Source organism: Streptomyces uncialis (assembly GCF_036250755.1).
Classification (GTDB): Bacteria; Actinomycetota; Actinomycetes; order Streptomycetales; family Streptomycetaceae; genus Streptomyces; species Streptomyces uncialis.
The window spans coordinates 6,068,279-6,094,739 of record NZ_CP109583.1; the positions used below are offsets into that span (position 1 = coordinate 6,068,279).

The 26,461-nt window shown below is 71.4% G+C and carries 22 protein-coding genes, 2 tRNA genes and 1 pseudogene; 10 read left to right on the top strand and 15 right to left on the bottom strand.

Annotated elements, in window-relative coordinates:
• Positions 1-41: 41 nt before the first annotated feature.
• Complete coding sequence (locus OG711_RS25355) at positions 42-1,046, top strand: glycoside hydrolase family 6 protein (protein ID WP_329564013.1); 1,005 nt, start codon at positions 42-44, stop codon at positions 1,044-1,046.
• A gap of 152 nt (positions 1,047-1,198) precedes the next feature.
• Here OG711_RS25355 and OG711_RS25360 read toward each other — a convergent pair whose 3' ends face one another.
• Both OG711_RS25360 and OG711_RS25365 read right to left on the bottom strand, forming a co-directional pair.
• Positions 1,199-1,402, bottom strand: coding sequence for a DUF397 domain-containing protein (locus tag OG711_RS25360; RefSeq protein WP_073793869.1), 204 nt, complete (start codon positions 1,400-1,402; stop codon positions 1,199-1,201).
• 13 nt (positions 1,403-1,415) lie between these two features.
• Positions 1,416-2,279, bottom strand: a complete 864-nt coding sequence (locus OG711_RS25365; RefSeq protein WP_073793868.1) for a helix-turn-helix domain-containing protein — start codon at positions 2,277-2,279, stop codon at positions 1,416-1,418.
• Between the two features lie 243 nt (positions 2,280-2,522).
• On the opposite strand from OG711_RS25365, the gene OG711_RS25370 reads away from it, so the two are divergent.
• Positions 2,523-2,930 carry an ATP-binding protein gene (locus OG711_RS25370; RefSeq protein WP_073794411.1) on the top strand — a complete coding sequence of 136 codons (408 nt, stop codon included), beginning with the start codon at positions 2,523-2,525 and terminating at the stop codon, positions 2,928-2,930.
• Between the two features lie 110 nt (positions 2,931-3,040).
• Here OG711_RS25370 and glxA read toward each other — a convergent pair whose 3' ends face one another.
• From glxA to OG711_RS25385, 3 genes are all read right to left on the bottom strand, one after another.
• Complete coding sequence (gene glxA / locus OG711_RS25375) at positions 3,041-4,978, bottom strand: radical copper oxidase GlxA (RefSeq protein WP_266515936.1); 1,938 nt, start codon at positions 4,976-4,978, stop codon at positions 3,041-3,043.
• Positions 4,975-7,077 (bottom strand): glycosyltransferase family 2 protein, encoded by a 2,103-nt coding sequence (locus tag OG711_RS25380; RefSeq protein ID WP_329560613.1) that lies wholly within the window; start codon positions 7,075-7,077, stop codon positions 4,975-4,977. Before OG711_RS25380 ends, glxA begins: the two co-directional genes overlap by 4 nt.
• Before the next feature lie 943 nt (positions 7,078-8,020).
• A tRNA-Lys gene (locus OG711_RS25385) sits at positions 8,021-8,094 on the bottom strand.
• Between the two features lie 574 nt (positions 8,095-8,668).
• On the opposite strand from OG711_RS25385, the gene OG711_RS25390 reads away from it, so the two are divergent.
• The 3 genes and pseudogenes from OG711_RS25390 to OG711_RS25400 all read left to right on the top strand — a co-directional run bounded on the left by OG711_RS25390 (position 8,669) and on the right by OG711_RS25400 (position 11,726).
• Positions 8,669-10,135 carry a peptidoglycan-binding protein gene (locus OG711_RS25390; RefSeq protein WP_329560615.1) on the top strand — a complete coding sequence of 489 codons (1,467 nt, stop codon included), beginning with the start codon at positions 8,669-8,671 and terminating at the stop codon, positions 10,133-10,135.
• 254 nt (positions 10,136-10,389) lie between these two features.
• A pseudogene (locus OG711_RS25395) lies at positions 10,390-11,579 on the top strand (SPFH domain-containing protein); the annotation flags it as partial.
• 73 nt (positions 11,580-11,652) lie between these two features.
• Positions 11,653-11,726, top strand: a tRNA-Lys gene (locus OG711_RS25400).
• A gap of 168 nt (positions 11,727-11,894) precedes the next feature.
• Here the strand turns inward: OG711_RS25400 and OG711_RS25405 are convergent.
• From OG711_RS25405 to OG711_RS25440, 8 genes are all read right to left on the bottom strand, one after another.
• On the bottom strand, positions 11,895-12,497 hold the full coding sequence (locus OG711_RS25405) for a lytic polysaccharide monooxygenase auxiliary activity family 9 protein (protein ID WP_073793864.1): 603 nt from the start codon (positions 12,495-12,497) through the stop codon (positions 11,895-11,897).
• 325 nt (positions 12,498-12,822) lie between these two features.
• Positions 12,823-13,560, bottom strand: a complete 738-nt coding sequence (locus OG711_RS25410) for an IclR family transcriptional regulator (protein WP_266515923.1) — start codon at positions 13,558-13,560, stop codon at positions 12,823-12,825.
• Between the two features lie 259 nt (positions 13,561-13,819).
• On the bottom strand, positions 13,820-14,632 hold the full coding sequence (ehuA, locus tag OG711_RS25415) for an ectoine/hydroxyectoine ABC transporter ATP-binding protein EhuA (RefSeq protein WP_073793862.1): 813 nt from the start codon (positions 14,630-14,632) through the stop codon (positions 13,820-13,822).
• Positions 14,622-15,314, bottom strand: coding sequence for an ectoine/hydroxyectoine ABC transporter permease subunit EhuD (ehuD, locus tag OG711_RS25420; RefSeq protein ID WP_245877008.1), 693 nt, complete (start codon positions 15,312-15,314; stop codon positions 14,622-14,624). Before ehuD ends, ehuA begins: the two co-directional genes overlap by 11 nt.
• The gene (ehuC, locus tag OG711_RS25425; RefSeq protein ID WP_073793860.1) at positions 15,311-15,997 is read right to left on the bottom strand and encodes an ectoine/hydroxyectoine ABC transporter permease subunit EhuC; all 687 of its coding nucleotides are present in this window, start codon (positions 15,995-15,997) and stop codon (positions 15,311-15,313) included. Before ehuC ends, ehuD begins: the two co-directional genes overlap by 4 nt.
• Positions 15,994-16,815, bottom strand: coding sequence for an ectoine/hydroxyectoine ABC transporter substrate-binding protein EhuB (ehuB, locus tag OG711_RS25430; RefSeq protein ID WP_245877007.1), 822 nt, complete (start codon positions 16,813-16,815; stop codon positions 15,994-15,996). The genes ehuC and ehuB overlap by 4 nt, the downstream gene beginning before the upstream one ends.
• 292 nt (positions 16,816-17,107) lie before the next feature.
• Positions 17,108-18,577: an amidase gene (locus OG711_RS25435; protein ID WP_405674057.1), complete on the bottom strand. Its 1,470-nt coding sequence runs from the start codon at positions 18,575-18,577 to the stop codon at positions 17,108-17,110.
• Positions 18,578-19,256: 679 nt separating this feature from the next.
• Complete coding sequence (locus OG711_RS25440) at positions 19,257-19,997, bottom strand: maleate cis-trans isomerase family protein (protein ID WP_329560622.1); 741 nt, start codon at positions 19,995-19,997, stop codon at positions 19,257-19,259.
• Positions 19,998-20,358: 361 nt separating this feature from the next.
• Between OG711_RS25440 and OG711_RS25445 the strand changes: the two genes are divergently transcribed.
• The 5 genes from OG711_RS25445 (at position 20,359) to OG711_RS25465 (ending at position 25,802) form a co-directional block, all read left to right on the top strand.
• Positions 20,359-21,300: a D-2-hydroxyacid dehydrogenase gene (locus tag OG711_RS25445; RefSeq protein ID WP_099279125.1), complete on the top strand. Its 942-nt coding sequence runs from the start codon at positions 20,359-20,361 to the stop codon at positions 21,298-21,300.
• Between the two features lie 739 nt (positions 21,301-22,039).
• The gene (locus tag OG711_RS25450) at positions 22,040-22,576 is read left to right on the top strand and encodes a SigE family RNA polymerase sigma factor (RefSeq protein WP_073793858.1); all 537 of its coding nucleotides are present in this window, start codon (positions 22,040-22,042) and stop codon (positions 22,574-22,576) included.
• Entirely contained in the window at positions 22,573-23,133 is a 561-nt protein-coding gene (locus tag OG711_RS25455) for a hypothetical protein (RefSeq protein WP_266515910.1), read from the top strand. The genes OG711_RS25450 and OG711_RS25455 overlap by 4 nt, the downstream gene beginning before the upstream one ends.
• 110 nt (positions 23,134-23,243) lie before the next feature.
• Entirely contained in the window at positions 23,244-24,467 is a 1,224-nt protein-coding gene (locus tag OG711_RS25460; RefSeq protein ID WP_329560625.1) for a hypothetical protein, read from the top strand.
• Positions 24,468-24,728: 261 nt separating this feature from the next.
• The gene (locus tag OG711_RS25465) at positions 24,729-25,802 is read left to right on the top strand and encodes an LLM class flavin-dependent oxidoreductase (protein WP_329564016.1); all 1,074 of its coding nucleotides are present in this window, start codon (positions 24,729-24,731) and stop codon (positions 25,800-25,802) included.
• A 16-nt stretch (positions 25,803-25,818) separates the two neighbouring features.
• Here OG711_RS25465 and OG711_RS25470 read toward each other — a convergent pair whose 3' ends face one another.
• Complete coding sequence (locus tag OG711_RS25470; RefSeq protein WP_329560627.1) at positions 25,819-26,226, bottom strand: type II toxin-antitoxin system VapC family toxin; 408 nt, start codon at positions 26,224-26,226, stop codon at positions 25,819-25,821.
• Positions 26,223-26,453, bottom strand: a complete 231-nt coding sequence (locus OG711_RS25475; RefSeq protein WP_073793855.1) for a FitA-like ribbon-helix-helix domain-containing protein — start codon at positions 26,451-26,453, stop codon at positions 26,223-26,225. The genes OG711_RS25470 and OG711_RS25475 overlap by 4 nt, the downstream gene beginning before the upstream one ends.
• Positions 26,454-26,461: the final 8 nt, after the last annotated feature.

Sequence of the window (26,461 nt, forward strand, 5' to 3'; positions counted from 1 at the left end):
ATGTCAGGATTGAACTTCGGACGGTGCCCAAGGGGGAATGGATGTACGGCAAGGTGCGGGCGTCGGCGGCGGTCGCGGGGGCGGTGCTGCTGCTGATGGGGTGTTCCTCCGGTGGGAGCGACTCCGGCGGGGACAAGCCGGAACCGATGAAGCAGCAGCCCAAGGACAAGGACCCGTACTGGGTCAACCCGGAAGGGTACGCGGCCGATCAGGTCGCCGCGTACGAGAACGACGGCAAGGACCGGGAAGCCGAGCAGATCCGGAAGATAGCCGCCCAGCCCACGGCGGACTGGATCGGCGTGGAGAACCCGGAGGAGGAGACGCGGGGCATCACCCAGGCCGCGCAGAAGGCCGACCGGGACGCCCTGCTCGTCCTCTACAACATCCCGCACCGCGACTGCGGCCAGTACTCGGGCGGCGGCGCCGCCGACGGCGACGCGTACCGGGCCTGGATCGACGGGGTGGTCAAGGGCATCGGGGACCGTCCCACGACGGTCGTCCTGGAGCCGGACGCGGTTCTGCACCTGGTGGACGGCTGCACCCCGAAGCAGTTCCACGAGGAGCGCTACCACCTGCTGTGGGGTGCGGTCGAGAAGCTGAAGTCGTCGGAGAACACCAAGGTGTACGTCGACGCGGGCAACGCGGGCTGGGGCAAGCCCGACCAGATCTTCGAGCCCCTGAAGCGGGCGGGCGTGGAGAAGGCGGACGGGTTCTCCGTCAACGTCTCCAACTTCTACTCCACCGCCGACAGCGTCGAGTACGGCAAGGAACTCTCCGCGAAGGTCGGCGGACGCCCCTTCGTCATCGACACCAGCCGCAACGGCAACGGCCCCTTCACCGGCGGCAACCCGGACGAACGCTGGTGCAACCCGCCGGGCCGCGCGCTCGGTGAGACGCCCACCACGAAGACGGGCGACCCGCTGGTGCACGCCTTCCTGTGGGTCAAGCGCCCCGGCGAGTCGGACGGCGAGTGCAAGGGCGGCCCCAAGGCCGGCGCCTGGTGGCCCGAATACGCCCTGGAGCTGGCGAAGTCCAGCAAGAACTGAGCCTTGCGGGCTTCGGGCCGACCGGACGAGTGCGTCGGTCGGCCCGAAGCCGGTGATCACTCGAAGCGGGACCGCTTCGCCCACTGCCGCCGGGACGGGCTGCCTGCCGCGTGAGGACCGTGGCGCCGAACCCGGCCGGCTCGGCCCCTACCTCACAGCTCGCCGTGTGCGACGGCGGTGACGAACTTCTGCCAGGCCGCCGGGGCGAACGCGTGCGCCCCGAGCGCCCGGCACTTGCTGTCACCGACGGCGACCTCCCCATCGGCGGTCAGCTGTCGCTCAACGCAGTTGCCCCCGTTGTCAGGACTGTAGGAGGACTTCCGCCAGCCGTGCTCGGGGAGGTCGTACCGCATCATCTGGTGTCTACCTCTAGGTCTTGTTCAGATCCCGCATGACGCGCGTGATCAGGTCCATGGACTGCTGAGACGACAGCGCCGACGCCCGCAACTGGTCGAAAGCCAGCTTGTACCGCTCAACGGGACCATCTTCCTCCAGATACAGCAGCCCGTCGAGGTACGCGAGGCTCACCACGTCCAGGTCCATCGGGTCGGGATATCTGAAGATGCTGAACGCGCCATCGAGACCCGCGTGCCAGCCCTGACCGAACGGAATGACCTGGATCGTGAGCTGCGGCGGGTTGTTCAGCTCGATGAGCTTCTGAAGTTGGCTCGCCATGGTCCTCGGTCCTCCGACCGTGCGGCGCAACACCGCTTCGTCGAGTACGCAGACCACTTGCGGTCCCTTCTCCCGCAGTATGTCCTGCCGAGTCATCCGAACGGCGACGTACGAGTCGATCTGCTCGTCGGTGGCCGACTTCTCCACTCCGCGGATGGACTCCTCGGCGTACTCACGTGTCTGGAACAGTCCGGGGACGAGCAAGGGCTGGAACAGGAAGATGCGGACCGCGTCCGACTCGATGCTCATCCGTTCCTGGAAGGGTTCCGCGAGCAGGTCGCCGTACTGCGCCCACCAGCTCTTGCGCCGTCCTTCGCGGGCCAGAGTGCTGAGCGCCGTCATGAGCTTCTCGTCCTCGACGCCGTAGAGGACGAACAGCGCCTCCAACTCCAGCTTGCTGACGCCTTGGCGGCCGTTCTCCTGCCGCGAGATCTTCGATTTGTCACCGCCGATGCGTTCGGCGGCCTGATCCGCCGTGATCCCGGCGGCTTCGCGGAGTTGCCTGAGCTTGCCGCCAAGTCTGCGGCGACGCACGGTCGGACGAGGGTGGCTGGACAACGGATTCCCCTTTCTGCACGGCTTGGCCGACAGTCTGTCGCAGCCGACCCCGTTTCCTCCAACTCGCAGCATATGCCAGCGAGTTATTCCACATTCAGCGAATCTGCAACTTTGGAGATGAACAAGTTGCGAACCGGTATGGCGTGGGCTCATTCTGGTCGACGTCACTGATGGCGCTGGCTGCGCCACAGGGCGTCACCCTCGTTTGATCTGCGCTGACTCGTTGGAGGAGCCATGGTCGTCATGGCGGAAGAAGGGGCGCGGCAGTACCGGCAGGAACTCACCGCCGACCCGCGTGCCTTCGCTCTCATCCGTCGCACCGTCACCGCCCACATCCGGTACTGGGGCTGGACCGATCACGTCGGCCCGGCTGTCATGTGTGTGACGGAGATGCTGGCGAATGTCCGGGACCACGCCGGTTCCCCCGACTGCGTCCTGATACTGCGCGCCACACCGTCCGAGCTGCGGATCGTCGTGAGCGACAGGAGTCCGGTGCTGCCGGTGGTCCGTCAGCCCGACTGGTGCAGCGAGAACGGGCGCGGCATGTGGCTGCTCGGCGCCAACGCCGACACCTGGGGCGCGGAGCACACCGCCGAGGGCAAGAACGTGTGGGTGGCGTTCACCCGCCCGACCGGGGCGGCCTCCACCTGAGCCGACCCCGGCCCCCGGGCCCGTCTGCCGACCTGCAAGCACGGCCCCACCGCACGTCAGCTCCAGGAAAGGTTCCTGGAGCTGACGTGAGAGACCGGTGCCGGGGGGTCCTACGGCACGTTCACCCACTGGGCCTTGCTCGGGGTGCCCTTGTCGTCGGTGACGAAGAGCATGTACCAGCCGGACTGGACGAGGTTGCGGCTCTCCGGGACGGTGACCGTGACGCCGTCGGCGGTCTTCGTCATCTTCAGGGCGATGGACTTCTGGTCGATGTCGGTGACATGCGTGGACGCGCTGGGCCGCATCAGCCGGGCCGACTTCACCGACGCGCTGTCCCGGGTGGTGAAGGTCGCCGAACCGCCGCGCTCGATCTTCTTGGGGCCGCCCGCGAGGGAGGGCCGGGAGTCCCGGAAGAGGTACGGCGGGGTGTAGATCTCCACCCGCTGCTCGAACTTGCCGGGCTTGGTGTTGGCCTTGTCGGCGTACAGCGAGTCGGAGCCGAAGAACATCACCCGGCCGTCCGGCAGCAGCAGCGAACCGGAGTGGTAGTTGCGGCCCACCAGCGGATCGGCCACCCGCTTGAACGAGTTGGCCCCGGTGTCGTAGAGCCGGGCCTGGAGGATGTCCGAGCCGCCGCGGCCCCGGTAGTCCTCGGAGCCGCCGGAGACCAGCACCGAGTCGTCGGGCAGGATCGACGCCTGCGGATAGCGGGTGCCCTTCTCCATCTCGGGGCCGTCCTCGAACCGGGGCTTGTCGGCCAGCAGGTCCACGATCCGGGTCCGCTTGCTGGCCTCGTCCGACTCACCGACGCCGCCACCGCCGATGACCATGTACTTCTCGTCCTGCGCGGGCGGCAACAGCACCGTCCCGGAGGTCTCCATCAGCTTGGGGTCGCTCAGTCCGGGGACCTTGGTGAACTTGTTGCTCTCCAGGTCCCAGACGCCCGGCTCGCGGCCCTCGTCGGCCGGACCGTACCCGGCGTTGGAGCCGGAGTAGAAGAGCCGGCCGTCCTGCATCAGCGAGACCGCCGGATACGTGGGGAACTGGCGGATGCCCTCGGTGTACTCCCACTCCTTGGTCTCGGGGTCGTACACCTCGTTCTTGCCGGGGACCAGCTGGCCGATCTCGTCGAGCCCGGAGAGGCTGAGGACCTTGCCGTCGCTGAGGGTGGTCAGCGTCGGGTACCAGCGGGCCTCCTTCATCGGGTCGACCCGGATGTACTTCTCCGCCACGGGGTCGAACTCGAAGGCGTCCCTGATGCCCTGGAAGTCCTTCTTGTCGAGGGCGAGCTTCTCCGCCATGCCGTACGTGTTGCGGGTGTCGGCGGGCTTGAGACCCTCGACCTTGTAGTTGTCCTGGGCGCCCGTCTCGTGCTTGGCGCCGCTCTGCGCGGCCTCGACGTAGATCCGGCCCAGCCCGGGGTCGTTGCGCAGGAACCGTCCGGTCACCTTGTCGAAGACCTTCTTCGCGCGCTCCACGACCACGGGGTCCTTGGAGATGAACGACTTGCCGTTGGTCTTGCCGGTGAAACGGGTGCCCGCGGGCAGCGTGATCGGCTTGTCCGGGTTCTCGTTGTGGACGACCATCAGCCCGCCGGCCTTGGTGACGTCCCCCTCCAGCTTCTCGTACCGCTTGGTGCCGCCCGCGATCAGCAGATTGCCGTTGCCGAGCTGGGTGTGGCCGGTGCAGAACAGGTCCGTCGGGGTGTCGATCTTCTTGATCTTGTCGGTCTCGGGGTCCCACAGCCGGGTGTCGAACTGCTTGCGGTCGAAGTTCTCCTGGACGTTCCCGGAGCCCGCGACCAGCAGCACCTTGCCGGTCCGCAGCACGGCCGCGTGGATGGTGTTCTGCCGGTACTCCTCCGGGAACTCCATGATCTTCCAGTGGCCGTTCTCGGCTTTGTACTCCTGCTTGTTGATCGTGTACTCGTGATACTGCTCGGACCCGAACCGGTAGAGCGCGGGCCCGTTCATCCCGGCCAGCGCGACCACCACCGCCGTGCCTATCGCGATCCGACGGGCGCGGCGGCGGCTGGAACGGTCTTTCACGGCTTACCCCGATACGGCTGGTAGTGGTTCGACGGTGCGGAGGGCGCGGCGGAGGGGCCGTCGCCCGGTCGGGCGGGGAACCCGGGCGCGTCGGGGCCGGAGGACCGGCGCGCGAGCGGGATCTGGAGGGTCTGGTCGTCGCCCGGGGTCCAGGTGGGCCGCTGCTGCGGGACATGGGCGCCGGGAGCGGAGTGCCGTCCGCGGGGGGCCTGCGCCGGGACCACGGGAGCGCCCGGGGCGCCGGCGTCCGGACCGGAGGCGGTGACCGGGACGGGTCCGGGCACCGGAGCGGGCGCGCCGGGCGCGGGCGGCTTCTTGGCGTCCTGCCGCATCTGCCAGCGCCAGATGATGATCGGTGCCGCGGTGATCAGCAGCGCGAACGACGCCCAGATGATCATGGCCGGGTGGTTGTGCCCGAAGATGAACGACGCGACGACCGAGGCGCCGAACACCGCGATGAAGAACAGATGGATGCGGAACGTCCCCAACAGCGTGTCGGGGCTCGCCGAGTCGCCCTTCGGCGTCACCACGAACTTGCTCTTGCGGCGCAGCACGGCGTCCATGAGTGAGCGCGCGTAGATCGGCGCGGACAGCGCGGACATCGCCATGCCCGCGACCCCGCCGGAGCCCTCGGGCTCGTGCGGCGAGACGTTGTGGCGGCGGTTCCAGACGTACAGCCCGATCTGGAGGGCCGAGGCGTTGCCGTACAGCATCAGCCAGATCGTCGGGTCGATGCTCACACCCGAGGCGCCGAGACCGAGGAACAGGACACAGCTCAGGGCGGCGAGGATCCAGTTCAGCGCGGACATCGGATAGAAGATGATCATCATCGTGTAGTTGAAGAGCTTGCCCGGGGGCAGGGAGTAGAAGCCCTTCCAGTACTGCTTGAGGATCGTCTCGTAGGTGCCGCGCGACCAGCGGAGCTGCTGGGTGAAGAAGTCCGTCCAGGCGTTGGGTCCCTCACCGACGGCGAGCACGTCCGGGGTGTACACGGACCGCCACTTGTTGCCGGTGGCCGGGTTCTTCGCCCGGTGGATCTCGAACCCGGTCGCCATGTCCTCGGTGATCGAGTCGTACAGCCCGCCGATCTGCTTCAGCGCCCTGATCCGCACCGCGTTGGACGTACCGACGAACATCGGGGAGCCGTACGCGTTGCCCGCGCGCTGGATCAGCGCGTGGAAGAGGAACTGCTGGGACTCGGCGGCCTTGGTGACGAAGTCGTCGTAGTTGCCGTACACCTGCGGGCCGATGACGAAGCCGACGTCCGGGTCCCGGAAGAAGCCGAGCATCCGCTCCAGGTAGTTGGGCAGCGGGATGTGGTCCGTGTCGACGGAGGCGAAGTAGTCGTAGCCGTCACCGTGCGCGTCCAGCCACGCGTTGTAGTTGCCGTGCTTGGTCTTCGCCCGGTGCGGACCCTTGTCGGTGTTCCACTTCGCGATGCCCTTACGGGAGAAGTGGCGCACCCCGAGCCGCTCGCAGACGGCCTTGACGTCCGCGTCGTCGCCCTCGTCCAGCAGCCAGACGTGCATCACCCCGCGGTGGCGGATCTTGACGGCCGCCTCCAGGGTCTTCGTCACCATCTCCAGCGGCTCCTTGCCGGGCACGAAGGAGGTGAGGAAGGCGACCCGGGTACCGGTCTCCGGGACCACCGGGATCGGGTCACGGGCGACGATCGTGGCGTGCGCGTTCGACAGCACGTTCATACAGCGGAAGAACTCGATCAGGCCGATCGAGACAAGCATGACCACGTCGAGAGCGGGCAGGAAGTCGTACGCGGGGTGGTCCCGCTCGGTCCAGTGCGCGGGCTGGAGCAGCCAGAACAGCAGCACGAGGGAGAGCAGGGGGGCCGCGCCCAGCATCAGGGCGGCCCGGATGCGGTGCGGTTCCTGCGACAGCAGCGACCGGTACCGGACCTTGTACGGCTCGTTCGGATCGGGTTGGGTGAGAGGCCCGGCGAGACGGCTGTAGTGCTCGTAGTCGTAGCGCGGCAGGGTCTTCTGTATTCGGCGCAGGCCACCGGTCCGGTGCGACGGCACGCGAAGTTGCGTGGTCTCCGTCGGATCGAAGTTCTGCCCGGCGCCGGAAGGCGGCGACGTCATGAGTCATCCCCCCAAACACGCGTACGACGCGCGTGTTTCGTCGTTCCCTATCGCCCTCCTCGGTTCCCCTGACCGTCCCGGGCGCACAAGTGGCGAGCCACTCTCACCTTAGACAGCGAACAGTGGCTTCCGGTTGCATGATGCCTCCCCCGGACCCCGCTTGTGTACTGGGGTCCCCAACGAAGGGCATCCGCCGTTGTGGGGGTGGGGCACGCGGAACGCCTTCGCTTGCGCTTTCGAGCCCTCGCTCCGGGCCGCACCCGTCCCTCTGCGGGTCGCTCGCGGGTTGCGGCCCCCTGGGTTTCCTGGGCTGGACGCACTCCGTTCCTGTGCCGTCGCTTGGTGGGTGCGCAGTTCCCCGCGGGTCGCCTTCGCTTGCGCTTCCGGGGTCTGTCCGGGTGGGGGCGGTTGTTCCTGTGCCGTCGTTCGGTGGGTTCGCGCAGTTCCCCGCGCCCCTTTGGGGCGCATCCGGCCGGTTCTTCGGGTCGGTGCCGGTCGGGATTCTCCGTCCTCGATCCGACACGCTCGGTAACACGTCCAGTGGTCCTACTGAAGAGCATCGGAGTCTGCGAGCAGAGATTCCCGCCCACCCCCTCCCGTAGCCGAGCGACTGCGGGAGGAGAGGGGTGCCCCTTCAGGGGCGCGGGGAACTGCGCACCCACGGACGTACCCGCACGGGAACAAGTACGCCCAGCACAGGAGACCCAGGGGCGCGGGGAACTGCGCGACCCCGTCCGACCCGCACAGGGACAAGTGCGCTCAGCCGGACAGACCTCGAAAGCGCGAGCGAAGGCGACCCGCGGGGAACTGCGCGAATCCACCAAGCGACGGCACGGGAACCGAGTGCGCCCCGCCGGACAGACCCAGGGAGCGCAAGCGAAGGCGACCGGGCAAGGGGGAGACGAAAGGCCCCCCGTTCTCAACGGGGGGCCTTCGGTGTCTGTGCGCCGCCAGGGACTCGAACCCCGGACCCGCTGATTAAGAGTCAGCTGCTCTAACCAACTGAGCTAGCGGCGCCTGTCTGACGTGGAGAACTCTACCCGACGCCGGCGGATGCTCGAAACCGCTTCCGGGGCCACCCGGGAATGGGGTCTTTCCGCTGGTCACAGCGGTATGGGGCGAGTGATACGGGTCACGTGCGGCGGCCCATGGCGGGGGGTGGGACCCCTGGCCGGCGGCGCCGGGCCCGCGGCCGGGGGATGGGGCGCCGGACGGGGGGGATGTCCGGTCCCCGGAGGGCCGCGGGCCCGGCCCCGGACGGGGGCGTCCGGGTGCCGGTGGACGGAGCACGGGTCCCGGCGCCGGACGGGGGAGTCCGGAATTGGCCGGAAGGTGCTGCCAGATCCGTAACCACTTGATCACACTTGCCCCTTCTGGATCAACCCTGCCGGAAGGTGACGTTTGACCCTTGTGTGAACGGAAGCCCGATCAAGGGGTGGGCTGAAATCTGACGTACCCTCATGGGGTTGAAGCATTGCATGTCTGACTGTCCATCATTTGAATGGTCAACATGCGATATGTCCGGACAGTTGGGAAACTGACGCCTGTGCAGACGCGCGGAGAGGCCGATCCGGTCTGTGAGGGGAATCGAATGGACACTCCCGTATTCGAAGACGTGGCACCCGCGAGCGACTGCGCCTGTCCCGGTTGTGCGGACCGCAGGCGGACCCAGGCCCGCGGTCTGCCGGTACGGCTCGGCGGCAACCCCGCGGCGCACGGCGCCCGCCGTCACGCACTGGTTCTCGCGGCGGCGGCCGGCACGGTCCTGAGCAGCACGAACGCACCGGCGGCCGTCGCCGCCGAGGTCCGTCCGCCGGGCCAGGGGTTCACCACGGCCGGGGAGGGTGTGATGGCGCTCACCGGCGGCGCGGCGGTGCACACCCCCGGATTCGTCCCGCCGGTCGGCGGGGCCGGGCCGGACGTCCTGGGCGACGGAACGGCCACCCCCCAGGGCGCCACGAGCCCCCTGCACGGCGCGAGCCCGTCCACGAGCGCGACCCCGGTCTCCACAGGCTTTCCGGCCACCACCCGGGCGGAGATCATCAACCGGGCCAAGACCTGGATCAACGCCAAGGTCCCTTACAGCATGTCGAAGTACTGGTCGGACGGTTACCGCCAGGACTGCTCGGGCTTCATCTCGATGGCCTGGGGACTCCCCGGCAACGAATGGACGGGCAGCCTCGCCCGGTTCGGCGTCCGGATCACCAAGAACGAGCTCCAGCCCGGCGACATGCTGCTGTTCCACAACCCGTCCGACCCGAACAAGGGCTCGCACGTCACGATCTTCGGCGGCTGGACCGATTACACGCGTCAGTACTACGTCGCCTACGAGCAGGCCCCGCCGAAGTCCCGCAAGCAGGCCACCCCGTACGGGTACTGGTCCAACGCGAGCAGCTACGTGCCCTACCGCTACCGCGGGGTGAAGGCCGGCACGGGCGGCGGCACGGACACCGGTACGGCTCCGGGTACCGGTACGGGCAGCGCCGGGCCCACCGGGACCGCGTTCCCCGGCGCCTCGAAGTTCGGGCCCGGCGCCAATAACCAGCACGTCACGGAGCTGGGCCGGATGCTCGCCGAACGCGGCGGCTCCCGCTACTACCGCAGCGGCCCCGGCCCGCGCTGGAGCGACGCCGACCGCCGGGCCACCGAGGCGTTCCAGAAGGCCCAGGGCTGGAAGGGGAGCGCCGCCGACGGCATTCCCGGCCCCAAGACCTGGGACCACCTGGTCAAGGGCCGGGGCCGCGACATCCCCGCCCCCGGCACCCCGGGCGGCGGCTCCCGGCCGGGCGGCTCCACCGGCAGCCCCGGCGCACCGGCCGAGGCCGACTTCCCCGGACGGGGGTACTTCCGCCCCGGACAGAGCAACTCGTACGTCACCCAGCTCGGGAAGCAGCTCGTACGGAAAGGATTCGGCAAGTACTACACACAGGGTCCCGGACCGCGCTGGGGCGAGAGCGACCGGCGCAATCTGGAGGCGTTCCAGCGCGCGCAGGGCTGGCGCGGCGGAGCGGCCGACGGTTACCCGGGCCCTGAGACCTGGCGGCGGCTCTTCTCATGACGGAGGCACGGATGAGCCCAGTGACACCCCAGTCACCGCAGTCCCCCCACCCGCCCCAGCCTTCGCCGTCCGCGAAAGCCCCGCTCCCCGCCCGTACCCCCCGGACGGCGCCCCGGATCTCCCGCTCACCGCAGGCCCCGGCCCCGGAACCGTCCGGACAGCGGCCGAGGAGCCCGCGCGTGGACGAACCGGGCGGTCAGCGCCCGTCGCGGCTGATCCACAACGAGTCCACCACCGAGATCCCGGTGCATCTGCTGTTCCGCGAGGACGCCTCCGGCACCCCGGTCCCGGCCGAGCCCGCCGTGGTGCGGCGCCGCCAGGCATCGGGCGAGCAGCCGAGGACACCGTCCGGCGGGCGCGGCCCCCGGCGCGACGGGCGCGCCGCGGCGGGTGACTTCCAGGAGCGGCCCGGCGCCGCCGCCGAGCGCCGCGAGCGGGCCTTCGAGCAGGGGGACGGCCGCTGCCGGTCACCGACCCCGAGCTCGTCGAGCGGCTGGGGCGGGCGCTGCCCGGCACGGCCGGGGTGGCCGCCGGGTTCCTCGGGCTCGCGGGCCTGGTCGTCGCGCTGTGGTGGACGGGCGCGCTGCCGACGGCCGCCGTCGAGCTCCTGGGGCTCCCCGCGTACGGGGCCGACGCCGGACCCATGGGCGTCGCACTCGACGGGATCACCTCCCGTTCCGGGATCACCGCGGCCGGGGCGGTACCGCTGGGCATCGGCCACTGGGCGCTGCTCGCGGTGACCGGGACGCTCGCGCTCTTCGGCTTCGGCGGGCTGGCCCGCGGCCGGGTCGGCCAGGCCTGGGTGCTCACCCTCTTCGGACGGTACCGGGGGAGTGTGCGGCGCACCGGCCTGGTGTGGGTGAACCCGCTGCTGCTGCGCCGCCGGGTCGACGTACGGCTGCGGCACTGGCGCAGCGAGCCGATGCCCGCGGTGGACGCGCACGGGGTGGCGCTGCGGGTGGTGGTGCTCGTGGTGTGGCGGATCAGGGACTCCGCGAAGGCGACGCTGACGGTCGAGGACCATCAGGAGTATCTGCGGGAGTGCGTGGAGGCGGCGATGGCGCGGGTGCTGTCGCAGTTGCCGGCGGACGCCTTCCACGAGGACGCGCCCACGCTGCGCAACGCGGAGGCGGTCGGGGACGCGCTGACGCGGCGGATCGCGGCGGACACCCGGCCGGTGGGGCTGGAGGTGTTCTCGGCGCAGCCGACGCGGATCGAGTACGCGCCGGAGGTCGCCGCGGCGATGCAGCGGCGGCGGATCGCGGCGCTGGACGCGCAGCACCGGGACTCGGTGCTGACCTCGGTGGTGGACTCCGTCGAGGACACGGTGACCCGGCTGACCGTGCGGGGGCTCGTGGAGCTGGACGACTACGAGCGCAAGGCCCTCGTCAAGGACCTCACGGTGGCCTTCTACACAGGTCGGGGCACCGCCGACCCGGGCTGACCGGGGTTACCGCGGGTTACCCGGGTGGGTCCCCGGGGGGTTCCGGAGCGGGTATTATTTCGGGTGTCGGCAGGCGCCGCTAGCTCAGTTGGTTAGAGCAGCTGACTCTTAATCAGCGGGTCCGGGGTTCGAGTCCCTGGCGGCGCACAGACAGCAGAGGCCCCTCGCGCAAGCGGGGGGCCTCTCGCGTCCCCTGAGGTCTCCCCGTGTGCGGCCGGCCGCACACGCCACGCGGCCACGGGTGGCGTGCGCGCGATGACCGTGCCTGTGGGGGGTCACGCGGAGACTTCGGAGCGGTTCGGACCTGGGGTCAGATCAGAACTTGACGTCGGAGCAGGCGTAGAAGGCGTTCGGGGTGTCGGCGACCGTCCACACCGCGAGGACCACATGGTTCCCGGTCTTGCCGGAGGGGACCTGGCCGGAGTGCGACAGGGTCCACGGCGGGCGCTGACCGTTGTACGGCACCGTCAGGAACGGGGTGGACTCCAGGGCGGCCCGCGTCAGCGGAGCGTTCTGGTTCCAGCCGTTCTTGGTGATGTAGTACTTGAAGTCGGCCGTGGCGTGCGCGGCCGTGAACTGCCAGCGGAAGTTGTAGCTCTGGCCGCCGGACAGCTGCGTGGCGGGCCACGCGGTGCCGTTCGGCTGCTTGGGCTGGTCGAGGGCGCTGAAGCCGCCGTTCCCGGCGGAACAGATCTTGCCGTCGGCCGGGCCGCGGCCCGGGAAGCCCTTGAGGCCCTCGACGCTCTGCGGCTCGTACTGGATGGAACCGCAGCCCTTGACGATGCCGCCGTTCCCGCACGCCTTCTGGCGGCTCAGGGGCTGATCGGTGTACCCGTGGCTGCTGGCACCACCGGACGAGAGCGTGACAGCTCCGACGGTGGCGAGTCCGAGCATGGCCGCGTACATCTTTTTTCGCATGCTGCCACTCCTGGAGAACGTGGGGGTTCTGTGGGGCGTACGCGCACTGCGGTCTAGACCAAGTCCCAGGTTATTGCCGTTAGTTGAACATGTCCATACCAACGGTAGAAAGGATTCGGTCACATCACGCCCCCGATTCCTCCACAAGCCTTGCGTCCGGCCCGCCGATGGTGACCCCCGATGACGGACCTCCGCCATCCCACGGCCCCCGCCGACCACCCCTTGACCGGACGTTCGGGACGGCCGCGCCGGAAGGCCGGACGGCCGGAATCCGTACCGGCACCGTCGCCGGTTGCCGGGTGGCCGGATCAGCCCTTGCGCGAGTTCAGAGGGTCAGGGAGAGGAGGACCGCCGGGGCCTCACGGTTCAGGATCTCCGCCGCGTCCCGCAGCCTGTGCACCTGCTCCACCGGCAGCGAGAGCCCGAGGCATCCCACCGCCGCCCCGGCGGTGACGGGCACCGCCGCGCACACCGTCCCCACCGCGTACTCCTGGAGATCCAGCACCGGCACACTCGCGGGCTGCAATCCCAGCCGCCGCGTCAGTACCCGCTCGTCCGTGATCGTCCGGGAGGTGAGCCGGGCCGGCCGGTGCCGGGACAGATGATCCCGCAGTGCGTCCCCGTCCAGCTGCCCGAGCAGGCTCTTGCCGATCGCCGTCGCGTGGCCCGCCGACCGGAAGTCCACCCACTCCCGCGCCGCGGGGGTCTCGGGCCCGTCGTTGACGTGGATCACCGTGACCTCACCGTCGAGATAGCGGCCGACGTACAGCGCCGCGCCGACGCTCGCCCGCAGCCGGTCCAGCGTGTCCTGGATCGGCGGCCGTGCCGTGCCGAGCCGCCCCAGCGCCTCCCCGGGGAGGTAGATCCCGTCGGGCCCCTGCCCGACGTACCCCTCGCGACGAAGCATCCGCAGCAGTCCGGTGAGCCGCGCCCCGGAGAGCCCGGTCTCCCGGGCCAGCTCCGCCTCGCTCGCCCCCGAGGAGCCGCGGGAGACGAGGTCCAGGACGCGCAGGGCGCGCTGCACCGAACGGTACGGCGCGGTCGACTCGTGCTGAAGCGCCACTGCTTCCCCCTGGACGGTCCCGGTCCATACGGCTGGGCACATCAACGATAGCCGTCAACCGGTTCCCGGGAACGGGCCGTTGGCCGGTTCACCGGTACGTGTCGGCGACGCGCCCGGAGCCCGGTGCGAAATGGCCGTCCGGCATATGTCCAGGGCATACGGGGCCGGGAAGGGGCCGCCGGGCCGGACCCACCGGGCCGGACCGCTCACCCGCCCCGCCGGCCCGGCGCCCTCACCCACGGCCCACCGCACGCACCCCTCACAGGATCGCGCTGAGGAACTCCCGGGTCCGGTCCAGATCCGGATCGCTGAACATCTTCTCCGGCGGGCCCGACTCGATCACCTTGCCCTCGTCGAACATCAGGACCTGGTCGGAGATGTCCCGGGCGAAGTTCATCTCATGGGTGACGCACAGCATCGTGATGTCCGTGCTGTGCGCCACGTCCCGCAGCACGTCCAGCACCCCCGCGACCAGCTCCGGGTCGAGCGCCGAGGTCACCTCGTCCAGCAGCAGCACCTGCGGACGCATCGCCAGGGCGCGGGCGATGGCCACCCGCTGCTGCTGTCCGCCGGACAGCTGCGTGGGGTACGCGTCGCAGCGGTCGCCCAGCCCGACCAGGTCCAGCAGTTCCTTGCCCCGCTGCTCGGCCTCGTCCTTCGACATCCCGAGCACGGTCACCGGTGCCTCGGTGATGTTGCGCAGCACCTTCATGTTCGGGAACAGGTTGAACTGCTGGAACACCATGCCGATGTTCTTGCGGACCTCGCGGACGTGCTTCTCCCGGGCCGGGACCAGCTTCCCGCCGCGTTCCTCGTGGGTGAGGTAGTCCCCGTTCACCTTGATCCGGCCCTCGTCGGGCTTGAGCAGCGTCATCAGCAGCCGCAGGATCGTCGTCTTGCCGGAGCCGGACGGGCCGATCAGCGTCACATGCTTGCCCCGGCCGACCTGGAAGTCGAGGCCGTCCAGCACCGTGGCCTTGCCGAACCGCTTGGTGACGTTCTCGAAGCGGATCAGCTCCTCACCACCGTTCGCCCCCGTGTCAAGGATCTTCGGACTCTGGTCAGTGGACAAGACGGCGCTCCAGGGATCGGATCAGCAGCGAGGACGGATAGGCGATGAGGATGAAGGCGATCCCGACGACGGTCAGGGCCTCGGTGTACTGGAAGGTGTCCGTGGCCTGGAGCCGCGCACGCTGAAGCAGTTCCAGTACGCCGATACCGGCGAGCAGCGGGGTGTCCTTCAGCATCGCGATGACGTAGTTGCCGAGCGCGGGGACGACCCGGCGCACGGCCTGCGGCAGGATCACCGCCGTCCACGTCCGGTGGTACGGCAGGCTCAGCGCGCGGGCCGCCTCCCACTGCCCGGTCGGCACACCGTCGATGCCCGCGCGGTACACCTGCGCGGTGTACGTCGAGTAGTGCAGCCCGATCGCCACTATGCCGGTGGTCAGGGCCGAGAACTGGATGCCCCACTCGGGCAGCACGAAGAACAGGAAGAACAGCTGCACCAGCAGCGGGGTGTTGCGGATGAACTCGGTCAGCATGCCCACCGGCCAGCGCACGAACCGGCTCGGCGCCCGCAGGGCGAGCGCCCAGACCAGGCCCAGCGTGAACGAGATCAGCGAGCCGAGGGCCAGCACCTGGAGGGTGGTGAGCACACCGTCCCAGAAGTACGGCATGAAGTCCGAGACGGCCGCCCAGTCCCAGGCGTCCGGCTGGGCCGCCGCGGCCGAGGTCATGGATGAGGTGCTCATGCGGTGCCACCTCCGACACCCATCGCGGCGGGGGCCTTGCCGACCCCGGCCTTGGCACGGCGCTCCAGCGCCTTCATGCCCCGGGTGAGGGCGAACGCGATCACGAAGTAGATCACCAGCGTGATGCCGTAGATCTGCGCGCTGTCCTGGGTCGCGAGCCGGACCAGATACGCGGCGAACGACACATCGCCGATCCCGAGCAGTGACACCAGCGCGGTCCCCTTCAACAGCTCTATCAGCAGATTGCAGAACGGCGGGATCATCTCCGGCACCGCCTGCGGCAGCAGGATCAGCCGCAGCCGCTGCCAGGGCGTGAAGCTGAGCGCGACGCCCGCCTCCCGCTGCGCCGGGGCCACCGCGCCGAGCGCGCCCCGGACGATCTCCGCGCCGTACGCCCCGTACGACAGACCGAGCGCGAGGACGGCCGCCCACATCGGGACGAGCGACCAGCCGACGAGCTGCGGCATCACGAAGAACAGCCAGAACATCAGCACCAGCGCCGATGTACCCCGGAAGACCTCCGTGTACAGCCCGGCGAGGAACCGCACGGTCTTCAGCCGGTGGGTGCGCGCGATGCCCACCCCGAACGCGACGGCGGTCGCCAGGGCCGCGCTGTACACGGTGAGCTGGAGGGTGATCCAGATACCGGGCAGCACCCAGTTCTGCCAGAGTCCCACGGTCATGAGCACAGCTCCTCGGCGGTCAGGTCCGTCATCTCCGCCTCGGTGAAACCGAACGGGCGCAGTATCCGGAAGAGTTCGCCGCTGTCCTTCATCTTGTGGATCTCGACGTTGAAGGCGTCCCGCAGCCCGGTGTCGGTGGGCCGGAACGTGAACCCGCCGCCGTCGATGTGCTTCTCACCGTCCACGACCGGGGCGAACGCCTTCGTGGCCTCCGCCCGGCGGCTCTTGCGGGTGACCTGCCGGGTGGTCAGGGCCGTCCCGCCGAAGACGTCGATACGGCCGGACTCCACGGCGTTCAGCCCCGCCACCTGGTCCTGGAGGATCACTATGTCCTTCTCCGGGTAGCCGGCCCCGACCGCGTACGCGGACTGCGCGTACCCCGCCCCCGTACCGAACTTCGCCTTCGCCCGGATCACGTCCGCGTAGCCGCGCAGGCCCAGCGGATTGCCCTTGCGGACGATGAACGAGTCCAGCATCTGGTACTCGGGGTCGGAGAAGATGACCTGCTCGCAGCGCTCCTTGTTGATGTACATGCCCGCGGAGACCACGTCGAACTGCTGGGTCTTCAGCCCGGGGATCAGTGAGCTGAAGTCGGTGGCGACCGGCTGTACCCCGGGTACCCCCAGCCGCTTGAAGATGACCTTGGCCAGTTCGACGGCCTCCCCGGTGAACTCACCGTCCTCGTCGATGTATCCGTAGGGCACCTCGCCCGCGATCCCGAGGCGTACCGTGCCCTGGGACCGCAGCCGGGCCAGGGTGTCGCCGGTGGGCACCCGGGAGCAGCCGGCGGCGCCGAGCGCACCGGCGGTGCCGAGCACGGCCGCCCCGGTGAGCAGGGTCCTCCGGCGGGGCCCGGTGGTCGCGGAGCGGGATATCGGAACCGGTTCCGGCCGGGCGCCGCCGTCCGCCGAGGGCCGCCCTGTGCGTCTGTTCGCTGAGTCGTCTCGCAGTGGTGGAGCCATGGGCGCGCGGCTACCCCGTGCCAAGCGAGTTATTCCGGTCAGTTCACGCCCCGCACCGGACGGCCGTCCGCCGACCGGGTGTTCTGACGCCGTCCGGGCGACAGTGCGCCTCCGGCGGCTGCGCCGTCCGGGGGACGGGTATTTCCGGTCAGCCCGCCGACCGGTCCCCGTCCGTCGGCGGGCCCTGGAGGTCCGGAGCGGGGACGCCCGCGATCCCGGCCGTGTACAGCGCGTGCGCCGTCCGCAGCACGGTCCGGTCGGCGAACCGCGCCGCCACGATCTGGAGCCCCACCGGCAGCCCCTCCCCGTCGAGACCGACCGGCACGCTCGCCGCGGGCTGGGTGGTCATGTTGAACGGGTACGTGAACGGGGTCCAGCTCGTCCAGCGGCGCGCTCCGCTGCCCGGCGGGACCTCGGCGCCCGCCGGGAACGCGGTCAGCGGGAGCGTCGGGGTCAGCAGCACGTCGTACCGCTGGTGGAACAGGCTCATCCGCCGCCCCAGCTCGCCGCGGACCGCCTCGGCGGCCAGCACGTCCAGGCCGGACAGGCCCGTCCCCGCCGCCCGCATCTCCCGCAGCCCCGGGTCCAGGAGCGCCAGCTGGGCGGGCCCGAGGCCCCGGGTGGACCGGGCTATCCCGCCGGCCCACAGGGTGTGGAAGGCGTCCACCGGGTCGGTGAGGTCCGGATCGGTCTCCTCGACGTACGCGCCGAGGCCCGCGAGACGCTCCACCGCCCGCCGCACCACCGCCGCGACCTGCGGGCGCACCGCGACCTGGCCGCCCAGCGACGGCGAGAACGCGATCCGCAGCCCCCGCACCCCGCCGTCCAGCCCGGCCCGGAACCCGGTGCCGGGCGGGCCCGCCTGCCAGGGGTCCCGGGCGTCCGGCCGCGCGAGGACGTCCATCATCAGCGCGGCGTCCGCCGCGTCCCTGGCCAGCGGGCCCACATGCGCCAGCGAGCCGTACACGCTCGCCGGGTACACGGGCACGAGCCCGTACGTCGGCTTCAGCCCGAGGACACCGCAGAACGCGGCGGGGATGCGGACGCTGCCGCCGCCGTCGGTGCCGATGGACAGGGCGCCCGCGCCCGTCGCGACGGCCACCGCGCTGCCGCCGCTGGAGCCCCCGCTGGTCCGGTCCGGGCCGTACGGGTTGCGGGTGATCCCGGTCAGGGGCGAGTCCGTCACGGCCTTCCAGCCGAACTCCGGGGTGGTGGTCCGGCCGAGGAACACGGCGTGCTGCTCACGGAGCCGGGCCACGGCCGGGGCGTCCTCGGTCCAGTGGCGGCCCACCGGGTCCACGGTGCGGGAGCCCCGCAGGCTCGGTGTCCCGCGCTGGAGGAAGGTGTCCTTGACGGTCACGGGGACGCCGTCCAGCAGACCGGCCGGTTCGCCGCGGTACCAGCGGGCCGCGGAGGCGCGGGCCTCGGCCAGGGCGCCCTCGGTGTCGATCCGCACGAACGCGTTGAGTTTCCGCTGGACGTCGTCCGCCCTGCGCAGTGCCGCCTCCACGGCGTCGACGGGCGTGAATCTGCCCGTCCGGTACCCCTCGACCAGTTCCACGGCCCCCAGCGCCAAGATCCCGTCCACACACCCTCCCCACCCGTACCCCCCACCCATCGCTACCCCGGTACCCCCACCGGGACTCGCCATCGCCCACGCTTCTGGGGTTCCACACCTGGACGTACCTGTCCCTGTACGGGTCGTTCGTGGGTGCGCAGTTCCCCGCGGGTCGCCTTCGCTCGCGCTTGTGAGGTCTGTCCGGCTGGGCCCACTTGTCCCCGCACAGGCCGTCCGTGGGTGCGCAGTTCCCCGCGCCCCTGGATGCTGCCCCTTTGCGGTCGTTCGCCGGGTGCGGGTCGCCCTCGTTTTTGCGCAGTTCCCCGCGCCCCTTTGGGGGCGCCCCTTCAGGCTGTCGGTCAGGTGCGGGCCTTTGCTTGCGGAACCCCCCTCCTCGCGCAGTCGCTCGGCTGCCGAAGGGGGTGGGCGGGAATCTCTGCTCGCAGACTCCGATGCTCTTCAGTCGGGCAACGTAACGGCTTACCGAGCGTGTCGGATCGAGGACGGAGAATCCCGACCGGCACCGACCCAAAGAACCGGCAGAACGCGCCCCGACAGGGGCGCGGGGAACTGCGCGAAACCACCGAGCGACGGCACAGGAACGAAGTTCGTCCAGCCGGACAGACCTACGAAGCGCAAGCGAAGGCGACCCGCGGGGAACTGCGCACCCACGGACGACCTGTACAGGGACAAGTACGCCCAGCCGGACAGACCTCGAAAGCGCGGCAAGCACACGCGGTTAACGGGACGGGGGCGCCTGCACCACCGGCTCGCGGGTGAACAACGCACCGAGCCCCGGCGCGTTCACCCGCCGGTCGGTCAGCCGCAATCCCTCCCACACGGTCACCTGATTCGCCGTGAGCACCGGCTTGCCCAGCCGCTCCTCCAGGACGGACACCTGCGCGGCGGTGTGCACCGCGGTACCCGGCACGAGGACGGCCCCGGCATCGGGATGGTCCGCCTCGGCGGCCAGCGCCACCAGGTCGTCGGCGGAGCCGTGCGCCACCGACACGACCTCCGTGCCCGCCGCGGCGAGGAAGTCGGTGAACAGCCCCGTCAGCACCGGTGTGTACACGGACGCGACGGCGACCCGCCGCGCGCCCACCTCACGGACCGCGTGCACGAAGCCGAACGACGTGCTCGACGCGGGCAGCCCCGCGGCCCGCGCCAACGCGCGGACCTGCTCCTGCGCGCCCTCGGGACCCAGCGCGAAGCCCGGCCCCGCCCAGACGACGGCCTCCGCGCCCGACAGCCGCAGCTCCTCGCCCACCGCCGCGAGCCGGTCGGCCGACCCGGTGGGCACCGGCACGGCGCCCACGTCGAGACCCGGCCCGTCCTCCGCGACGGGACCGGTGGCGTCCGTTCCCGGCCCGTCGGCGTGGACCAGATACAGCCGGATGTCGCTGCCGATCAGCTGCTCCATACGCGGGTAGTCGTCCGCCGCGGTCCGTCCCGGGTACAGGAATCCCAGTGAGGTCACGTCCTCCTCCTTCGCGTGGGTGGCTCCCGGCCCCACCACGGGGCCGGGCGGTTTCGCCCGTCAGGGCTCCACCGCTCGCCTGCCCAGCGGGCCGGGGCCCACCCGTCGGGCCGCCGGGGTCTTCTCCCAGGATGCCCCGCGCGGCCGGGCCCGGCGCGACGGCCGGGAACCGTGTTGACGGGGGTGACGCCCGGTGCCAGCGTGGTCGGGCCGTGTACGGGCGCCCCGGGGGACGGCCACCGCCGGACCGGGACGCCCGCCCCGGCGGCCCCGGCCACCCCTGACGGAAGCGGACGCCCCCTTGGAACCGGAAGCGCACTTCCCCCCGCGAGCGGACTCCCCCGTACGAGCGGACTCCCCCCTGCCCACCGTCCTCGTCCTGGACGCCGACCCGCCGCCCCGGCTCGGGAGCCTCATCGGACGGGCCCAGGTGGTCCGTACCGACGGCGACTCGCTGGCCGCGCTGCTGCCGTCGGCGGACGTGCTGCTGGTGTGGGACCACACCAGCGACGCGGTACGCCGCGCCTGGCCCGGTACGGGGCCCCGGCCCCGGTGGGTGCACGCGGCGAGCGCGGGCGTCGATCATGTGCTGGGCCCGGAGCTCGTCGCGTCCGGCACGGTCGTCACCAACGCGCGCGGGGTCTTCGAGGGGCCCGTCGCCGAGTACGTCGCCGCACTGGTGCTGGCGATGGCCAAGGATCTGCCCCGGACCCTGGACCTCCAGCGGCACGGCGAATGGCGGCACCGGGACACCCTGCGGGTCGCGGGGTCACGGGCCGTCGTGGTCGGCTCCGGGCCGATCGGGAAGGCCGTCGCCCGGACCCTGAAGGCGCTGGGCGTACGGACGGCCGTGGTCGGCCGGGTCTCGGGGCCGGGGGTGCACGGGCCGGACGAGCTGGACCGGATGCTCGCCCGCGCGGACTGGATCGTGTGCGCGGCGCCGCTGACCGCACAGACGAGGGGGATGTTCGGCTCCCGGCGGTTCGGGATGATGCAGCCGTCCGCGCGCTTCGTCAATGTGGGGCGCGGAGCGCTGGTGGTGACGGACGAACTCGTCGACGCGTTGTCGCGGCGATGGATCGCCGGGGCCGCGCTCGATGTCTTCGAGGTGGAGCCGGTGGGGGAGCGCAGTCCGCTGTGGGGGGTGCCCGGGTTGATCGTGTCCCCGCATATGAGCGGGGACGTGCTGGGGTGGCGGGACGCGTTGGGGGCGCAGTTCGTGGAGCAGTTCGGGAGGTGGGTGCGGGGGGAGGTCCTGCGCAATGTCGTGGACAAGCCCCGGGGGTACGTCCCCGGCCCCTGAGGGTCCCGCCGGGTCGCCGCCCCCGTTTCCTGCGCTGGACCCACTTGTCCCCGCACAGGTCGGACGGGGGTGCGCAGTTCCCCGCGCCCCTTTGGGGCGCACCCGGCTTGTTCTTCGGGTCGGTGCCGGTCGGGATTCTCCGTCCTCGATCCGACACGCTCGGTACGACGTCCAGTGGTCCGACTGAAGAGCATCGGAGTCTGCGAGCAGAGATTCCCGCCCACCCCCTCCCGCAGTCCGGCGAGTCCGCGAGGAGGGTGGTTCCGCAAGCAAAGGCCCGCACCTGACCGACAGCCTGAAGAGGCGCCCCCAAAGGGGCGCGGGGAACTGCGCAAAAGACGAGGGCCGACCCGCACCCGGCGAACGACCGCAAAGGGGCAGCATCCAGGGGCGCGGGGAACTGCGCACCCCCGTCCAACCCGCACAGGGACAAGTGCGCCCAGCCGGACAGACCTCACAAGCGCAAGCGAAGGCGACCCGCACAGGGACAAGTGGGCCCAGCCGGACAGACCTCACAAGCGCAAGCGAAGGCGACCCGCACAGGGACAAGTGGGCCCAGCCGGACAGACCTCACAAGCGCAAGCGAAGGCGACCCGCAGGGACAAGTACGTCCAGTACGGGGAACCTCGGAAGCGCAAGCGAAGGCGACCTGTGAGGTGCGTCACGCTCTGTAAACCGTAGGGCGGAGCCCACGCGTACCGTCTGCGTCACCCGGATTCTTTGCGAGGAGCGCTGACGTTTGACGGAGGAGGAGTTCGCCGATTTCTATCGGCGTTCGGTTCACCGGATCACCGGCCAGCTGTATGTCATGACCGGCGACTTCCACGAGGCCCAGGACGTGGTCCAGGAGGCGTTCGTCCGGGCCTGGAACAGCCGTGGCCGCCTCGACCGCGACCTCGGCCCCGACGCGTGGGTGCGGACCGTCGCCTGGCGGCTCGCGGTCAGCCGCTGGCGCCGCCTGGTCCGGGGCCGCGCCGCCTGGGAGCAGCGGGCCGATCCCCTGACCAGCGGCGGGCCCGACCCGGGCATGGTCGACATCGAACGCGCGCTGCGTGACATGCCCGCCCGGCAGCGCCAGTGCGCGACGTTGTTCTACGTCTGCGATCTCACCGTCGACCAGATCGCCGCCGAGACCCGGCTCGCGAGCGGCACGGTCAAGACCCATCTGTCGCGGGCCCGGGCCCGGTTCGCCGATTCCCTCGGCCCGCGGCCGGGTGTCCGTACCGCCGGCCGCGCCACCGACCGTCCGTCGCCCAGCGGGGAGGACCACCGATGACCGAGCACGACGACGACCTCGGCGCGGAACTGCGGGAGGCGGCCGACCGGGCCGCCGGCCTGACCCGGCCGGTGGACATCCGGGTGATCGCCGAACGGGGCCGTTCCCGCAGGCGCCGGACGCTGGCCGTGTCGGCGGCGGGCGCGGTGACCGTGGCCGCCACGGTGACCGCGTTCCTGCTCACCCAGGCCACGGCACCGGCCCCCGCGCCCCCGCCGGTGCCCGCCGCGTCCACCGACGGGACGGAGGGCACACCGGACCGGGGTCCCACCGGAACCCTCGGCACGTCCGGTCCCACCGGGACCATGGGCACCCTCGGCCCCTCGGGCTCCCGTCCGCCCACCGGCACCGGCGGGACCAGCGGTCCGGCCGGGAGCCCGGAACACTCGCCCAGCTCCAGCGTTCCCCCGGCCACCGGCTCCTCCCCGCCGCCGACCTCCGCCATGGACCATCCGTTCCCCGAGGGCAGTCCGCGCGGACCGGGCCGGAGCGAGCGTCCGGAAGGCGGTTCGGCCGCGACGGGTCCATGGCAGGGGCCGGGGACCGTGGGCCCCTGACACCCTCCGCCGCCCCGGGGGTGATCCACGTCTCACCGCCGGTGAGGTGTCAACCGGATCTCTCGCGGGACGCGTAAACGCGGCAGAAGCCGAATCCCGCGAGGAGCCAGATGGCCATCGACACCCGGACCGGGCCCCCGCCCGCCCGTGTCCCGCAGCCGCCCGCGCCGGTCCGCGTCCCGGGCCCGGCGCCCGTCCGGCGCGCGTCCAGGGCGGCCGGGTGGCCCCGTACCGTCGGGACCGTGGTCGCGGTCCACGCGGCGGCCACCGCCGCGCATCTCGCCGCGCTGTTCGTGACCGCCTCGGCGGCGGGCGGCGCGGGGGTACGGGACCGGCTGCTGTCCTGGGACGCGCGGCTGTACCTGGGGATAGCCGAGGACGGCTATCCGGCCGGGATCACCCGGGACGCCGACGGCGAGCCGGAGGGGAGCACCCTCGCGTTCTTCCCGCTGTACCCGCTGCTGGTCCGGCTGGCGCACCGGACCCTCGGGTCCGACATGGAGACGGCCGCCCTGCTCACCGCCCATCTGGCCTTCCTCGGCGCGCTGTTCGCCGTGCACGGACTGATCGGCGCGCTGTACGGGACCCGGACCGCGACGATCACCCTGGTGCTGGTCGCGGCGGCGCAGCCCATGGCGGTGGTGCTCGTCATGGCGTACGCCGAGTCGCTGTTCCTGGCACTGGCGGTGGGCGCGCTGCTGGCGGTGCGCCGGGGCCACTGGCTCACGGCCGGGGTCCTCGCGCTGCTGACCGGACTGACCCGGCCGGCCGCCGCCGCGCTCGCGCTGGCCCTCGCGGTCGCGGTGGTGCTGGAGATCCGCCGCCTGGACCGGGTCACCTGGCGGCCGGTCGCCGCGCTCGCGCTGGCGTGCGCGGGCACCCCCGGCTATCTGCTGTGGGTCGCGGAACGCACCGGACGGCTCGACGGCTACTTCGTCGTCCAGGAAGCGGGCTGGGGCACCCACTGGGACTTCGGCGCGGCGTTCGCCGGCTTCCTCGGCGACACGTTCCGCCAGGGCGACGGCTGGGTCGCGGTGAGCACCGCGTTCCTGCTGCTCGCGGCCTGCGCGCTGACGGCACTGGCCTGGCGCCGGGGTGTCTGGCCGCCGCTGCTGGTGTACGGGACGGCGATGCTGGTGCTGACCGTCGGCCAGTCGAACTACTACCACTCCAAGCTGCGGCTGCTGGCGCCCGCGCTGCTGCTGCTCGTCCCGCTCGCCGTACGGCTGGCCCGGGCCCCCCGCCGGACCGTCGTGCCCACCCTGCTGGCGGCGGCCCTGTTCGGCACCTGGTACGGCGCGCACATGCTCGTGACCTGGCGGTACGCGATCTGACCGGAACGCGGGGGACACGCGCGGTCGCGCCCGTGGCGGACGGGCGGACGGCCCCCGGGGAACAAACGGAGCAACCCTCCTGTTCTGTTGACGCGGAAGGCCGGTCGGAACCGGCCGGAGGCGAGCGGGAGGACGACGACGGTGGCATCGGCGGGCAGCGGCAGCGAGCGGAACCAGGACCCGGCGGACGGGACGCGGCCCCGGACGGACACCCCGGCGGCCCCCGGCTCACGATCCGGCCCGGCCGACGACCCCGACGGCATCACCGGTACCCGGCACGGCACCGCCCCCGTACCCCTCTCCGTGCTCGACCTGGTCACCGTGGGCGCCGGACACACCGCCACCGAGGCACTGCGCACCAGCGTGGAACTGGCCAAGCTGGCGGAACGCCGCGGCTTCCACCGCTACTGGGTCGCCGAGCACCACTCCATGCCCGGGGTGGCGTCCTCGTCCCCGGCGGTGATCCTCGCGCATCTGGCCGCGCACACCGCACGCGTCCGGCTCGGCTCCGGCGGCGTCATGCTGCCCAACCACGCCCCCCTGGTGATAGCCGAGCAGTTCGGCACCCTGGAGGCCATGGCCCCGGGCCGCGTCGACCTCGGACTGGGCCGCGCGCCCGGTACGGACGGCGCCACGGCCGCGGCCCTGCGCCGCACCGAACGCCTCGCGGAGGGCGCCGACGACTTCCCCCAGCACCTCGCGGAGCTGACCAGGTTCCTGGACGACGACTTCCCCGACGGCCACCCGTACGCCCGGATACACGCCGTCCCGGGGCCGGTGCAGGCCACCGCGCCGGGCGGGGTCCAGTCCCGCCACCGGCCGCCGGTGTGGCTGCTCGGCTCGTCCGGCTTCAGCGCGCGGCTCGCGGCAACCCTCGGGCTGCCGTTCGCGTTCGCCCACCACTTCTCCGCCCGCAACACGGTCCCGGCGCTGGACCTGTACCGGGACACCTTCCGTCCCTCGGCCCTCCTCGACCGCCCGTACGCCCTGATCGGTGTCTCGGCGCTCGCCGCCGACGACGAGGGCGAGGCCCGCCGCCAGGTGCTGGCCGCCGCCCTCAGCATGGTCCGGCTGCGCACCGGCCGCCCCGGCCTGGTCCCCACCCCCGAGGAGGCCACGAACCACCCCTGGACCGCCCAGGAGCGGGAGTTCGTGGACTCCTGGAACGCGGACGTGGTCCACGGCACCCCCGACCAGGTCCGCGCGGGCCTCGACGACCTCCAGAAGCGCACGGGCGCCGACGAACTGATGCTCACCGCCAACGCCCACAGCGGCCGGGCCCGCCTGCGCTCCTACGAACTCATCGCCGACGCGTACGACCTCCCGACGGGCTGAGACGGCGGGTATCCCGCTACCCGACCGTGTGCTCGTTGATGACCTCGATCTTGCAGCGCGGGCTGCCCGAGCGGGACAGGCGCCCGTCGCTGGTGACCAGGGGGACCTGGAGACCCTCGGCGAGAGCGACGTACGCGGCGTCGTACGCGGACAGGTTCGCGTGCAGCTCCCGCACTCGCGGCAGCAGCGGCATGTGCTCGGTCCGGCGTACGGGGAGCAGGGCGTAGGCGTGCCAGGCGGCTTCCAGCTCGTCCGCGGTCAGCTTGCCGCCCCGGCGTCTGCCGAGCAGGGCCGACGTCACCTCGATGTCGACCAGATGCGGGGCCGCGAGGGTTTCCCCGGCGACCCGCTGACGGACAGCGGTGCCGACCGGGCCGGCGTCGGCCACGAGGAGCACCAGTGCTCCCGCGTCGATGACGATCAATGGTGCCGCCGCCCCTGCTCGATGTCGTCCAGGACGTCCTCCGTCGACAACCGGGCCGACACCTGGGCCTCGATCCGGGCGAGGACGTCATCCAGTGCCGGAGCGGCGACCTCCCGCTCCAGGAGTGCCCGGGTGTACGCCTGGAGCGACTGGTGGTTGCGTGCCGCTCTTATCTTCAGCTCGGTCACGGTCTCGTCGGAGAGGTCGCGCAGATAGAGAGTAGCCATGCAAGCAG

Coding starts and splice junctions, on each gene's coding strand:
- OG711_RS25355 (WP_329564013.1), top strand. CDS start 42: ATGTACGGCAAGGTGCGGGCGTCGGCGGCGGTCGCGGGGGCGGTGCTG.
- OG711_RS25360 (WP_073793869.1), bottom strand. CDS start 1,402: ATGATGCGGTACGACCTCCCCGAGCACGGCTGGCGGAAGTCCTCCTAC.
- OG711_RS25370 (WP_073794411.1), top strand. CDS start 2,523: ATGGCGGAAGAAGGGGCGCGGCAGTACCGGCAGGAACTCACCGCCGAC.
- OG711_RS25380 (WP_329560613.1), bottom strand. CDS start 7,077: ATGACGTCGCCGCCTTCCGGCGCCGGGCAGAACTTCGATCCGACGGAG.
- OG711_RS25390 (WP_329560615.1), top strand. CDS start 8,669: ATGGACACTCCCGTATTCGAAGACGTGGCACCCGCGAGCGACTGCGCC.
- OG711_RS25405 (WP_073793864.1), bottom strand. CDS start 12,497: ATGCGAAAAAAGATGTACGCGGCCATGCTCGGACTCGCCACCGTCGGA.
- ehuD (WP_245877008.1), bottom strand. CDS start 15,314: ATGAGCACCTCATCCATGACCTCGGCCGCGGCGGCCCAGCCGGACGCC.
- ehuC (WP_073793860.1), bottom strand. CDS start 15,997: ATGACCGTGGGACTCTGGCAGAACTGGGTGCTGCCCGGTATCTGGATC.
- OG711_RS25435 (WP_405674057.1), bottom strand. CDS start 18,577: ATGGGTGGGGGGTACGGGTGGGGAGGGTGTGTGGACGGGATCTTGGCG.
- OG711_RS25455 (WP_266515910.1), top strand. CDS start 22,573: ATGACCGAGCACGACGACGACCTCGGCGCGGAACTGCGGGAGGCGGCC.
- OG711_RS25460 (WP_329560625.1), top strand. CDS start 23,244: ATGGCCATCGACACCCGGACCGGGCCCCCGCCCGCCCGTGTCCCGCAG.
- OG711_RS25475 (WP_073793855.1), bottom strand. CDS start 26,453: ATGGCTACTCTCTATCTGCGCGACCTCTCCGACGAGACCGTGACCGAG.